At 43.3% G+C, this 12,563-nt stretch carries 15 protein-coding genes; 10 read left to right on the top strand and 5 right to left on the bottom strand.

Features of this window, described 5'->3' with window-relative positions:
• The first annotated feature begins 74 nt into the window (after positions 1-74).
• The gene (gene atpG / locus LX69_RS08950) at positions 75-950 is read left to right on the top strand and encodes an ATP synthase F1 subunit gamma (protein WP_111445634.1); all 876 of its coding nucleotides are present in this window, start codon (positions 75-77) and stop codon (positions 948-950) included.
• On the opposite strand, the gene ruvC is transcribed toward atpG, so the two are convergent.
• The 5 genes from ruvC to rplU form a co-directional block, all read right to left on the bottom strand.
• Complete coding sequence (gene ruvC / locus LX69_RS08945; protein WP_111445632.1) at positions 945-1,520, bottom strand: crossover junction endodeoxyribonuclease RuvC; 576 nt, start codon at positions 1,518-1,520, stop codon at positions 945-947. The genes atpG and ruvC overlap by 6 nt on opposite strands.
• Positions 1,520-1,822, bottom strand: coding sequence for a DUF4286 family protein (locus LX69_RS18355; protein ID WP_111445630.1), 303 nt, complete (start codon positions 1,820-1,822; stop codon positions 1,520-1,522). The genes ruvC and LX69_RS18355 overlap by 1 nt, the downstream gene beginning before the upstream one ends.
• Positions 1,823-1,891: 69 nt before the next feature.
• Positions 1,892-3,163 (bottom strand): serine--tRNA ligase, encoded by a 1,272-nt coding sequence (gene serS / locus LX69_RS08935; RefSeq protein ID WP_111445628.1) that lies wholly within the window; start codon positions 3,161-3,163, stop codon positions 1,892-1,894.
• Positions 3,164-3,263: 100 nt separating this feature from the next.
• Positions 3,264-3,527, bottom strand: a complete 264-nt coding sequence (gene rpmA, locus LX69_RS08930; protein WP_111445626.1) for a 50S ribosomal protein L27 — start codon at positions 3,525-3,527, stop codon at positions 3,264-3,266.
• Between the two features lie 23 nt (positions 3,528-3,550).
• Positions 3,551-3,862, bottom strand: a complete 312-nt coding sequence (gene rplU / locus LX69_RS08925; RefSeq protein ID WP_111445624.1) for a 50S ribosomal protein L21 — start codon at positions 3,860-3,862, stop codon at positions 3,551-3,553.
• Between the two features lie 306 nt (positions 3,863-4,168).
• Between rplU and LX69_RS08920 the strand changes: the two genes are divergently transcribed.
• The 9 genes from LX69_RS08920 to cmk all read left to right on the top strand — a co-directional run bounded on the left by LX69_RS08920 (position 4,169) and on the right by cmk (position 12,560).
• Positions 4,169-4,765 carry a bifunctional nuclease family protein gene (locus LX69_RS08920; RefSeq protein WP_111445622.1) on the top strand — a complete coding sequence of 199 codons (597 nt, stop codon included), beginning with the start codon at positions 4,169-4,171 and terminating at the stop codon, positions 4,763-4,765.
• Positions 4,766-5,152: 387 nt separating this feature from the next.
• Complete coding sequence (locus LX69_RS08915; RefSeq protein WP_111445620.1) at positions 5,153-6,520, top strand: NAD-dependent succinate-semialdehyde dehydrogenase; 1,368 nt, start codon at positions 5,153-5,155, stop codon at positions 6,518-6,520.
• Positions 6,508-6,993 carry a regulatory protein RecX gene (locus LX69_RS08910; protein ID WP_111445618.1) on the top strand — a complete coding sequence of 162 codons (486 nt, stop codon included), beginning with the start codon at positions 6,508-6,510 and terminating at the stop codon, positions 6,991-6,993. The genes LX69_RS08915 and LX69_RS08910 overlap by 13 nt, the downstream gene beginning before the upstream one ends.
• A 20-nt stretch (positions 6,994-7,013) precedes the next feature.
• Complete coding sequence (locus tag LX69_RS08905; protein ID WP_111445616.1) at positions 7,014-8,390, top strand: LPP20 family lipoprotein; 1,377 nt, start codon at positions 7,014-7,016, stop codon at positions 8,388-8,390.
• A 46-nt stretch (positions 8,391-8,436) separates the two neighbouring features.
• Entirely contained in the window at positions 8,437-9,216 is a 780-nt protein-coding gene (locus tag LX69_RS08900; protein WP_170124309.1) for an MBL fold metallo-hydrolase, read from the top strand.
• Between the two features lie 56 nt (positions 9,217-9,272).
• Positions 9,273-10,178, top strand: a complete 906-nt coding sequence (locus LX69_RS08895) for a DMT family transporter (RefSeq protein WP_111445612.1) — start codon at positions 9,273-9,275, stop codon at positions 10,176-10,178.
• Positions 10,168-10,659: a YkgJ family cysteine cluster protein gene (locus LX69_RS08890; protein WP_111445610.1), complete on the top strand. Its 492-nt coding sequence runs from the start codon at positions 10,168-10,170 to the stop codon at positions 10,657-10,659. Before LX69_RS08895 ends, LX69_RS08890 begins: the two co-directional genes overlap by 11 nt.
• Positions 10,660-10,703: 44 nt before the next feature.
• Positions 10,704-11,741: a type IX secretion system protein PorQ gene (gene porQ / locus LX69_RS08885; RefSeq protein ID WP_146260692.1), complete on the top strand. Its 1,038-nt coding sequence runs from the start codon at positions 10,704-10,706 to the stop codon at positions 11,739-11,741.
• A 114-nt stretch (positions 11,742-11,855) separates the two neighbouring features.
• Positions 11,856-12,560, top strand: a complete 705-nt coding sequence (gene cmk / locus LX69_RS08880; protein WP_111445606.1) for a (d)CMP kinase — start codon at positions 11,856-11,858, stop codon at positions 12,558-12,560.
• Positions 12,561-12,563: the final 3 nt, after the last annotated feature.

The following is a 12,563-nucleotide window of genomic DNA, read 5'->3' as shown; positions in this document are numbered from 1 at the left end:
AGGCAGAGTAAAAGAAATATTGGCGAGTTCCATCTGACCGCTAAAAAACAAATTACACACACAGATGTAATCCTATGGCCAATCTTAAAGACATAAGAATCCGGATCAGCAGTGTCAAAACCACTCGCCAAGTAACCAGTGCCATGAAAATGGTATCGGCGGCAAAATTCAAAAAATCACACGATCAGATTATTGCATTCCGCCCCTATGCTGATGGTTTAAATTACATTTTATCGACGCTCAATCTAGACAATCAGGCTCTATGGAAATACTCAAGAACAAGTATTGTTGATCGCCTTTTGGTGGTAGTGATCACGTCTAATAGAGGATTGTGTGGTGCGTTTAATGCCAATGTCATCAAACAAACCGAGCGGCTCATCAAAGAAGATTTCAAAGCCTTACACCACAACCATGCCGTAGATATTATTGCAATTGGGAAACAAGGCTATAAAGCCTTAAACGCCCATGGATTCAATGTCATTGAATCACACAACGATGTATTAAGTGAATTACGCTATGCACCTTGTTCTGAAATTGCCGAAAATATCATACAGACATTTATCGATGAAAAATACGATAAAGTCCTCGTGATTTACAACGAGTTTATCAATGCAGCAGTTCAAAATGTGACCATCGAACAGTTTCTCCCAATTCAGATTGACACAAAGGGTCAAACTGCCGAAGTGCCGTTCATTTTTGAACCAAGCACCGAAGATGTTTTAGAAATGTTGATTCCCAAAACACTAAAATCAACATTTTACAGATGGGCACTCGAATCGGTAGCCGCAGAACATGGTGCACGCATGACTAGCATGCACAAAGCAACCGATAATGCCACTGAACTCATCTCAGATTTACAATTGATGTACAACAAAGCCAGACAAACTGCTATTACAAATGAAATCCTGGAAATCGTTGGAGGAGCAGAAGCTCTTAAAAGCAGTTCATAATTTGTGACGACGGGTTGTCACTTTTTGGGGATTCTTTGAAATAAATTCTTTCCACGATTTAGCCCCTTCTCCCCCAATCACCTGCTGATTTTGGAAATGATGACACAAAGCAACGCCTAACCCATCAGTTGCATCAAGATATTTTGGCAAGTCCGAGAAGTTAAGAATTTGTTGTAACATAGCAGCAACCTGTTCTTTTGAAGCGGCACCACTCCCGGTGATCGCTTGCTTGACTCTTAAGGGGGCATATTCAAAAATGGGAATATTTTTCACCAATGCAGCTGCCATGGCTACACCTTGTGCACGCCCAAGCTTGAGCATCGACTGTACATTTTTCCCAAAAAATGGCGCTTCAATCGCCATTTCATCAGGAGAATATGTTTCAACTAACTGAGTGATACGTTCAAATATCTTCCTTAATTTGAGATAATGATCTGAATATTTATGCAACTCAAGTACCCCTAATGCCAATAATTTTGGTGTTTTCCCAACCACCTGTATCACACCGTATCCCATCACGGTGGTGCCGGGATCAATACCTATGATAATTTTATCGGTCGTTTCAGCCATTATTGAAGTTTCTTAAGCACTGAACTAAAAGCCAGGCATCGTTCGCCAAACTTAGAACCCATCAAACGACAATATTTATCAGACGCCACCTGAAGTTTATCTACTAAACTAACATCTTGACAACGCCATTGAACGGAGACAGTATGACTCCCGTCCTCTTGAATTGTCATTACTTCAAAAATTTCATATCCTGAAATTGACAAATCCTTACTAATGCATCCGCAATAGCTATTGTGTAACCAATCGATCCACGATTGGAATACAGAAGGTTGAACCAGAAAAGTTGTATTAAATACGAACATTTAAATAAAAAAAAAGAGGTTGTCTCCACATTTCACATCGGGAAACAACCTCTATCGGTTTGAATATCATTAATTAATCAAATCAAATCCACAATATGGCACCAAGACAGCAGGGATACGAATCCCCTGAGGGGTTTGATTGTTTTCGAGAAGAGCTGCGACGATACGCGGGAGAGCCAGCGCACTACCATTTAGTGTATGAGCCAAACGGGTGCCTTTGCCCTCTGTCTCTTTAAAGCGACATTTGAGCCGATTGGCCTGAAAGGTCTCAAAATTTGACACAGAACTCACCTCCAACCATCGACCTTGAGCTGCAGAATACACTTCAAAATCGAAGGTCAAAGCAGAAGAAAAACTCATATCGCCCCCACATAAGCGAAGTATCCGCCAAGGCAACTCCAGTTTTTCAACCAAGCCTTGCACATGAGCAACCATTCCGTCCAACACTTGATATGAACTATCGGGATGAGCGATTTGCACAATTTCGACCTTATCGAATTGATGAAGTCTGTTCAACCCACGAACATCCTTACCATAAGATCCGGCTTCACGACGAAAACATGCAGAATATGCACAATTTTTTATCGGGAAATCGGATTCCTTAAGAATAACATCTCGATAAATGTTAGTTACAGGAACCTCTGCCGTGGGAATGAGGTAAAGATTATCAAGGGTTGCATGATACATTTGCCCTTCTTTATCGGGTAATTGACCGGTTCCAAAACCGGAATCTTCGTTCACCATCAGCGGCGGTTGCACTTCAAGATAACCGGCTTTAAATGCTTCGTCGAGAAAAAAACTGATTAAAGCACGCTGCAAACGAGCTCCTTTTCCTTTATAAACAGGAAAACCGGCACCGGTAAGCTTCACACCCAACTCAAAATCAATAATGTCATATTTTTTTGCCAAATCCCAATGAGGCAAGGCATCTTGAAGCTGGGGAATAAGACCACCTTCACTCACCACCTCATTATCATCGGCTCCATTACCCTCAGGAACAGAGACATGGGGTGTATTTGGCAGCAACACCAATTGCTGCTGCAACTCAACTTCAGTCTGATTTTGAGCAGCTTGCAACTCCTTAATGGCATCCTTCAAGGCTGCGGTTTGCTGTTTCATTGATTCAGCTTCATCTTTTCTGCCGGACTGCATCAACGCACCAACCTGCTTAGAGATAGCATTGGCTTCGGCCAATTTGGCATCAGCCATAACCTGTAGGGACTTGCGCTGCTCATCAAGACGAACAATGGCATCCACGATAGCAGTAGCATCAAAACGTTTTATTTTCAACCGCTGAATAACCTCATCACGGTTTTCCTGAATATACTTTAGGGTCAGCATGAATCAAAATATGAAATGGTAAATAAAACAAAAAAGAAAATCCTGAATTCATTACGAAAGTAATAAAATCAGGACATTCAATAAGATTTTCAGAAGAAAGTTATTGTGCCACTGCGGGCTCAACAGATACATAAGATTTGTTGTCCTTTTTCTTCCGGAATGTTACAGTACCGTCAACCAATGCAAATAATGTATGGTCTTTACCAATACCTACGTTTACACCGGGGTGATGTTGTGTGCCACGTTGACGAACAATGATATTCCCTGCTTTAGCCAACTGACCACCAAATACTTTTACGCCAAGTCGTTTACTTTCCGATTCACGACCGTTCTTGGAACTACCGACGCCCTTCTTGTGTGCCATGTTATTCTAATTTTTTTCGATTATCAACCTTGAATACTTTCAATTTGGATTTGTGTAAAACACTGACGGTGACCGTTTTTCTTTTTGTAGCCTTTACGACGTTTTTTCTTGAAAACAATCACTTTATCGCCTTTTACATGCGAAAGCACAGTGGCTTTTACTTTAGCACCTGCAATTACAGGAGCACCAATGTTGATTGAACCATTGTTGTCAATCAAAAGAACTTTTTCAAATTCAACAGATGCGCCTTCTTCAGCGCTCAAACGATGAACAAAAATTTTACGGTTGGCTTCAACCTTAAACTGCTGTCCTGCAATATCAACAATTGCGTACATGATAAATGACTTTATAATTAACTCCGTAAGGTGGGCTTAAAACACTCTCTGTCAGCCTCTTTTTAGAACCCTACCGAAGAATACGGACTGCAAAAATAGAAAAAAAATCAAAGCACAAACAGTTCTTCTTCAAATTTTCTATTTCAGTGGGATGAATTAACACTAGCACTGTATTTTAAAAAGGTAAAAAACATGAGGAAAGACACAAAAAAACGACGATAGAAAAAGAAAACCAACAAATCAAAAAATGATTTCATATATTTGTTAACAAGAGCAGAACTGAAATCCACATTGCCAAACGTCAACATGGACAAATTCAAGAAGGTCAGATTAAATATTTTAGGGTTGTCATACAGCCAAACACAATCGGGCGCTTACGCGCTCGTTCTGGCAGAAGAGGAAGGCGACCGTCGCATTCCAATTATCATTGGGGGAATTGAAGCGCAATCCATCGCAATCAAACTGGAGGGCTTAGAACCTCCACGCCCACTGACGCACGACTTATTTTACAACTTTGCTGCAACATTTGACATTCAAATCACAGAAGTGGTAATATACAAACTGGAAGAAGGGATTTTCTTTTCGGAGCTGGTTTGCATTCACAATTCAGAAGAGACACGTATTGACTCTCGCACTTCAGATGCCGTAGCTCTGGCTCTTCGTTTTGATTGTCCAATTTACACCTACGAAGACATCATTGAAAAAGCAGGGATTGTACTTGAAGTGAGCAAAAAAGAAGCATCAAAAAGTAAAACCCAAGGCAAACCGATTACTAAATACGAGAAAAAATCGATTGCCGAGCTCCAGGAATTATTGGACGAAGCCATCAGTAATGAGGAATATGAAAAAGCCTCTGAGATACGAGATGAAATTAACAAACGCGATCGCGAAGAGGAAAAATAATGGATCCGGTCCATATTCCATGGGGAATCAAAATAATTAAAATCCACCCTTTCATTTCCCTCTCTCCATTAAGGCGATTACTCATTTATTCAAAAAAGAGGTTATTGACACGAGCTTAAATAATCGACCGTCTTAGCGCACTCTCGAAATCACGCCCCATAAATACAGCAACCGGAATCAAATTGAAGAATAAAACATCACACATCCACAAAACCGAATAGCATCACAATCTCATTCATCGGTTTATTCATAACAATCAGTGCGATGATTTAATCTACCACATTTTGTTTCCCGGAATTATATTTCAAACAGTGCTGTTAGCCTCACGATGGAATACCAATAATTGCATGGCAATATCAAAATAAACATCAACCCCACCAACAAACCATGCTACTTAGAAGCATTAATCCCGCAACAGGCGAATTGATAGGTGAATATCCGGAAACGCCATTCGAGGAAATCGAACAGAGGGTACAATGGAGCAATGATGCCTTTCAGACTTGGAAAAAAACACCAATTAGAGAAAGAGTTGCCCTATTCACCCAATTGGCTAATGCACTAAACAAGCACAATGAGCCACTGGCACAACTGATTACCCTTGAAATGGGAAAAACCATTCGGGAAGCAAGAGCCGAAATCTCAAAATGTGAACATTTGTGCCGTTATTATGCATCAAATGGGGAAGAATTCATCGCACCCAAAAGGATAATAACCGAAGCCAGCCAATCATATGTCTGTTACCGACCATTGGGTCCCATTCTTGCAATCATGCCATGGAATTTCCCGTTTTGGCAGGTATTCCGATGTGCCATCCCCGCACTTACATCAGGCAACACGATCCTGCTCAAACATGCGGCCAACGTTTCGGGCTGTTCCATCGCCATCGAAAAACTGTTTAAAGACTCAGGGTTCCCCGAGCATGTTTTTCAGTCGTTGCTCATCACCGGCCAGAAAGTAGAGGTGTTGATAAACCATCGAAAAATAAAAGGCATCAGTCTCACCGGCAGCACAGAGGTGGGGCGAACAGTGGCACAACAAGCAGGGCGGCACCTAAAAAAAACCGTCATGGAGCTTGGCGGCAGCGACCCATACATCATACTGGCAGATGCCGATATCGACAATGCGGTTCAAAAAAGCATCAGCGGGCGACTTCTCAATGCAGGACAAAGTTGCATTGGTGCCAAACGATTCATTATTGAAGAAAACATATACGATTCCTTTGTTGATCGTTTTGTGCACAGTATGCGAACGGCTCACATGGGCAACCCATTGGATGAGAATACGCAGATTGGCCCCATGGCACGAATGAATCTACGCGATGACCTGCACATGCAGGTCATTAAAAGCCTCGACAAAGGAGCAACACTACTCACAGGAGGCATTCTACCAGAAACTTCGGGGTATTTTTACCCACCCACCGTCCTCGCGGATTTGCGTCCGGGAATGCCGGCGTGGCACGAAGAGTTATTTGGACCGGTAGCATCGATTATTAAAGTCAAAGACCATCACGAAGCGGTGGCGATTGCCAATGATACCTCCTTCGGGCTAGGATCGGCCATCTTTACCAACAATATTACTTTGGCACAGAAATTGGCTGAAGAAGAACTCGACGCCGGCTGTTGCTTCGTTAATGACATGGTTCGCTCCGATCCGCGATTACCATTTGGTGGAATCAACGACAGCGGCTATGGACGGAAACTCTCGCGCGAAGGAGTGCTGGAATTTTGTAACGTGAAAACCATATGGATCAAATAAGAGACGAAGTCAAATCGGCACTAAACAAAGCCGCAGCCCTCTGCTCGGCCGGCGAAAAAAGCGTGAGCGACATTCGCACCAAACTTGAAAAATGGGATCTCTCAACCGATGAGATGGCGTGGATTATACAAACGCTCATTAACGAACGATTTATTGACCATCAACGCTTTGCCTCTTTCTTTGTCAAAGATAAATTCCGGTTCAACAAATGGGGAAAACGCAAAATTGCATTTGAACTATCCAGAAAAGGCATTGAACAGGACATTATACAAGAGGCGCTTCAAACCATTGACGATGCAGATTACGCCATTGTCATCAAAGAAATACTAACAGTTAAGCTTAGGCAAATCAAGAACAAAGACCCCTGGCAAACCAAATCGGCCTTACTCCGTTTTGGGACATCAAAAGGGTTTGAGACAGATGCGATACTCCAAACCATCAACAAATTAACCAACGACGACAGCGATTTATAAAATCACACATCCTTTGTTTTATGAGAAACCTCTCCATTGCGACATTACTTACCATGCTGCTACTTGCCCTAACGGCACAAGCAGCCCGTAAACCATCCTGGGTTAAGCAACGTCCATCCGACTCAAATGCGTACATAGGCATTGGAATGGCTATGAAAAAGCCAAACGACCTTCAGCACGCAACCCAAGCGCGAAACCAGGCCTTGAGAGAGTTATCAGCCGAAATTCAAGTTACCATATCAGCGAATTCCATTTTGCGCCAATTTGAAAACAACTACGAGCTGAAAGAATCATTCGAGTCGAACGTGCAGACATCAGTAGCACAAACACTTGAAGGCTACGAAGTGACAACATGGGAAGACAAAACGCAATACTGGGTCATGCTCAAATTGGATAAGGACAAATACGAACTCAATCGACACATGACACTGGATAAAGCCCGTCGCACAGCCTGGTCATCAATTGAAGCAGCCAGGAGTGCCACTGAACGAAACAACATCAGAACAGCCATCTCGCACTATATTGGGGCGCTACAAGCCATTGAGAAACATCTTCAAGACGACCTGACCATCAAAACATTCGATGGGAGCATTAACATTGGCACAACCTTGTACCAGGACATTCAACAACTATTAAAACAAATCCTCATCACACCCGAACACACAACTTACACGCTGGCATTTACACAACAATTGCGTCAACCGATAAAAATTAGGGCACATTTCGGAGCAAAAGCCGACACCCTGCGTGCCATCCACGGTCTACCCATTATATTTGAATTGACACGCAATGGTGGCGACATCACCAATCGAGCATCAACCGAAGCAGATGGGAGCACCACATGCTTCATTAACCAGTTGTCGTCCAAGCGGCGAGTGCAAGAACTTCAGATACGTTTGGACATGGAATCACTGCTGCAAAACTCGATACAAAACCAATCGTTGACAAACATATTTTTTCATGCCTCAGCCGTGCCACAAACCATGGTCATCCTTGAACTCAACAAAGTCAAAGCGTGGTTCAACCAATCGGAAGAGGTATTTGGAGGGACTTACCATGCAGCATTCAACAACCAAATTAAGTCACTTCTGTCCGATAGTTATTTCATATTCACAACCCACCCCGAAGATGCCGAATATGTAGTATTCCTTCAAACGCAATTTATCAAAGGCGATGAAAAAATAGGCACAGGATACTCTGTTTTTGTGGTATATGGCAGTTATCGCATCACCATCAGTAACAATGCCAACCGAACCGAAATTTTTGCAGATACCATCGACCGAATCATCGGCATGCAGCCAGGAAATTATGACTATGCGCTGAAAAACTGTCGCGACAAATTAAAAGACCAGTTTTTACAACACACACTGCCTAAACTGGATTCGGTGGACATGTAAAGAATCGGGAATAAAATGAAAATCATCAACCCTTGTTGACAATATCGTGTATAAAAATGGCCTCAAAGCCGAACATGGGTTATCCATTCTCATCAAAACCGACAATCACCACATTTTGTTTGACACCGGACAAACAGGCCTATTTATGGACAATGCCCAGACCATGGGAGAAGACCTGATGAAAGTAAACATGGTGGTTATCAGTCGCGGTCACTATGACCATACGGGAGGCCTTGAGAGGTTTCTGAAATTCAATCCACACGCAATGGTCTTCCTCAAGCAGGAAGCAACACACAAAAAATTCTCATCATCGACCGGTTTAGTCCGCTCCATTGGATTTCCATTCGATGTCACCCCCTATCAAGAACGGGTGCGGTTCATAACGGAAAACACCGAAATTGCTCCCGGCATTTTTTTACTCACGGGCATCGAACGTAACACAAGCTTTGAAACACTTCATCCCAAACTGATGATTTCTGCGACAAAGGGCTTCATGACTGACCCCTTCGATGATGAACTGGTCATGTACCTTCATCACAATAAAGGTGCAGTCATCATGTCGGGTTGCGCACACCGAGGGCTCATCAACACCCTTAACACCGTTACAAAACATACTAAAAGCGACCTCATTCGCCTTTTTATTGGCGGCACACACCTCAACGGAACCCACGACCACCGCCTCGAAAGCACGCTTCAAACATTGTCGAAAATGAAAATCACACAGATGATGCTCAACCACTGTACAGGAATTCAAGCCTACGCACAAGTCAGCAAACGACAAACAAACGTATCGTATGCTTCAACAGGAACAGTGGTTACCCTGTAAATTTCATCTCCTTTAAAAATAAACTTCGGGCAAGAATATGCTTAAATTTGCGGTCCATGAAACATTCATCCATGCGCACCACCCCGAAGGTTATCATTGCGTTAGCCCTCTCCATGATATTTTGGTCGTTTTCGTACGTATGGGTCAAAATCGCCTATGAATCGTTTCAACCCATCACCACCATCACCCTGCGACTGACCATGAGTACCGTCATGATGGGGGGAATACTCTTGGCCATTGGACGACTTCAACCCATCGCACCCGAAGACAGAAAATGGTTCCTGCTCCTGGCTTTTCTTGAACCATTCCTTTATTATCTGGGCGAAAGCTACGGATTAAAATATGTCACCTCCACACAGGCGGCCGTCATCATTGCCACCATTCCCCTCTTTTCTCCCATCCTGGCATATCTTTTTTACCGCGAACGCCTCTCAGCCATCAATGTATTAGGAATCGGCATTTCGATTGGAGGCGTGGTGATGATTGTGGCTGAAAAAAACACAGCAACGGCATCAACTGCCACAGGCATCATCCTGATGTTCTTCGCAGTAACTGCAGCTCTATTTTACGGGGTGATGTTACGCCGACTGGCCAACAAATACAGCCCATTGACCATCATCACCATCCAAAACGGAATAGGAACCCTAATGTTTCTTCCGCTGTTTTTCACCCTCGAATGGCAACACTTCGCACAAACCATCCCCTCCCCACAGTCGATTTGGGCATTGATATGGTTGGCAATTTTTGCTTCATCCTTGGCATTCATCCTATTCGCTTATGGCATTCAACAAATCGGACTTAGCAGAGCCAATGTTTACACCAATACCATCCCGGCCATTACTGCCATCATAGCTCGCCTGATGCTAAACGAACCTCTTTCAACCATAAAAATTGCAGGCATCATCATCGTGATAGCAGGCCTTTATGTTTCCCAAATAAAAACTGCACAACATGCCATTTAACCCGGAACAACATCGCCAAAAGGCTCTTAATCAAGACAAAGAAAATAAAAATTTTCTGGAGCGACTCAAAAAACGCACACCTAAAGACCTTGACCAAAAGGCATCTGAATTTCATGAAGAATCAGTTGAAACTTTCAACTGCCTGGAATGTGCCAACTGCTGCAAATCCATCAGCCCCATTGTCATAGATCGAGACATTGACCGCATCGCACGCCATTTGAAATTACGCCCCTCTGACCTGATTGACAAATACCTAAGACTGGATTCGGATGGTGACTATGTGTTTCAAACATCTCCATGTCCGTTTCTCATGCCCGATAACTATTGCATGATTTACGAAGTACGCCCCCGTGCTTGCCGCGAATATCCACACACCGACAGAAAACGATTCCACCAAATCACCCCCCTCACTTACCGCAACACATTTATTTGTCCCATTGTGCTGGATGTTGTAGAGAAATTAAAACAATCCTATCTTTAACATCGTTGGCCACACTTTTTATTCGCAGTAACCGTTTTGGAGTTATGACGACCAAACAACTAACACATATTCTGACGTTCGTCGGCCTCTGGCTCATGGCTACATCTGCATGGGCTCAGCAGGGCGGTGCTTCATCATTCGACTTTCTGACCATTCCCCATTCAGCTAAAATGGCTGCGATGGGAGGAAATCCGGTCGGATACTACGATCATGATCTCAACCACACCTCCCACAATCCGGCCATCCTGACCGACAGCATGAGTCACCAAGTGGTTCTCAATTTCGTTCCCTACATGGCTGGAATTAAATACGGTTTCACGAGCTATGCATTACACGTGCCACGTGCCGGCATGTTTGCCATTGGAATTCAAAACATCAACTATGGATCAATGACACGAACCGATGAATATGACAACACGCTTGGTAATTTTTCGGCGGCCGAATATGCTTTACTATTGACTTATGCGAGACAACTAACGCCCACCATTCGGGCAGGTATTGCATTTAAACCCATATACTCTCACCTCGACCAATACACCTCCATGGCTTTGGCGGCCGATGTGGGGATAATCTATCACACAAAAAACGACCTAACATCTATTGGACTGACGTTCAAAAATTTTGGATCACAAATCACCACATACGAAACAACCACCGAAAAACTCCCCACTGACTTACAGGTGGGTTTCTCCACCAAACTGGCTCATGCACCCTTTCGGTTTTCAATCACCTGGGATGGATTATTAAACTGGGATTTGGAATATTCTGCCGATGATTCTCAAAATGGGAGTGCCACATCCAACAACCATACTGAAAGTATCAGTTTTGGAGCAAACATTCTTCGACACACAACATTAGGCGTTGAATTTGCACCTTCTCGCAACTTTTTTCTGGCAGGAGGTTACCATTTTCGACGCAGAGCTGAACTTGGCCTCGATGAAAAAATGTCGACCGTAGGTCTCTCATGGGGAGTCGGCTTCAGGGTATCAAAATTCAGATTTGCTTACGGCTCGGCACGATACCACCTGGCCGGAACAACCAACCACTTCTCGTTGACCACCAATCTAAGCGAGTTATTTTGAGAAAAAAGCCGTTTCAACTCCCCAAAGATTGAAAAACGCTTTCCTTGATAAACCATTCCCCACTCAGGAACGTTTATCTTTGCACCTCATTTATTCAACCCATCAAAAAAAAGAATGACTACAACGCCCCCCCAACCGTTAATCATTGCCGTTGACGGACATTCATCGTGCGGCAAAAGCACTGTTGCAAAAGATATTGCCCGTGAGCTCAATATCGTTTATGTCGACACAGGTGCCATGTACCGTGCCATCACCCTTTTCGCTATCCGCAACGGAATGATTGACAGCAACGGAATCAATGAGCCACAACTCGAGGAAGCATTGCCAAACATTCATATCACGTTTAATTTTTCACCTGCAACCAAACAAAACATCACCTTCTTAAATGGCATAAATATCGAAGACGACATTAGAGGACTAGAAGTCAGCCAAAACGTGAGTGCAGTGAGCGCCATTGGTTTCGTGCGACGTCATTTGGTGACCCTTCAACGTCAAATGGCTCAAAACACCGGTTTGGTGATGGATGGTAGAGATATTGGAACCGTAGTCTTTCCCATGGCACAACTGAAAATTTTTATGACTGCCAGCCCTGAAATCCGAGCCAAACGGCGCTATGATGAATTGACCGCCAAAGGAGAAAAAGTGGACTTTAATGATATTTTACAAAACGTAGTCCAACGCGATCATCTCGACTCCACTAGAGCCGAAAGTCCATTAAAACAAGCAGTTGACGCACTGACTCTTGACAATAGTTACCTTTCCCGTCAAGAACAGCTTGACTGGATTATGACCCAATTAAAAAATAAAAACCTAATTTAAGCG

It is taken from the genome of Breznakibacter xylanolyticus, assembly GCF_003254275.1.
Lineage (GTDB): Bacteria > Bacteroidota > Bacteroidia > Bacteroidales > Marinilabiliaceae > Breznakibacter > Breznakibacter xylanolyticus.
Note: the sequence above shows the minus strand (reverse complement) of the source record. Positions and strands in the feature narration are given on the sequence as shown.

Coding starts and splice junctions, on each gene's coding strand:
- cmk (WP_111445606.1), top strand. CDS start 11,856: ATGACTACAACGCCCCCCCAACCGTTAATCATTGCCGTTGACGGACAT.
- LX69_RS08910 (WP_111445618.1), top strand. CDS start 6,508: ATGGATCAAATAAGAGACGAAGTCAAATCGGCACTAAACAAAGCCGCA.
- porQ (WP_146260692.1), top strand. CDS start 10,704: ATGACGACCAAACAACTAACACATATTCTGACGTTCGTCGGCCTCTGG.
- LX69_RS08890 (WP_111445610.1), top strand. CDS start 10,168: ATGCCATTTAACCCGGAACAACATCGCCAAAAGGCTCTTAATCAAGAC.
- LX69_RS18355 (WP_111445630.1), bottom strand. CDS start 1,822: ATGTTCGTATTTAATACAACTTTTCTGGTTCAACCTTCTGTATTCCAA.
- LX69_RS08905 (WP_111445616.1), top strand. CDS start 7,014: ATGAGAAACCTCTCCATTGCGACATTACTTACCATGCTGCTACTTGCC.
- serS (WP_111445628.1), bottom strand. CDS start 3,163: ATGCTGACCCTAAAGTATATTCAGGAAAACCGTGATGAGGTTATTCAG.
- LX69_RS08920 (WP_111445622.1), top strand. CDS start 4,169: ATGGACAAATTCAAGAAGGTCAGATTAAATATTTTAGGGTTGTCATAC.
- rplU (WP_111445624.1), bottom strand. CDS start 3,862: ATGTACGCAATTGTTGATATTGCAGGACAGCAGTTTAAGGTTGAAGCC.
- LX69_RS08915 (WP_111445620.1), top strand. CDS start 5,153: ATGCTACTTAGAAGCATTAATCCCGCAACAGGCGAATTGATAGGTGAA.
- ruvC (WP_111445632.1), bottom strand. CDS start 1,520: ATGGCTGAAACGACCGATAAAATTATCATAGGTATTGATCCCGGCACC.
- LX69_RS08895 (WP_111445612.1), top strand. CDS start 9,273: ATGAAACATTCATCCATGCGCACCACCCCGAAGGTTATCATTGCGTTA.
- rpmA (WP_111445626.1), bottom strand. CDS start 3,527: ATGGCACACAAGAAGGGCGTCGGTAGTTCCAAGAACGGTCGTGAATCG.
- atpG (WP_111445634.1), top strand. CDS start 75: ATGGCCAATCTTAAAGACATAAGAATCCGGATCAGCAGTGTCAAAACC.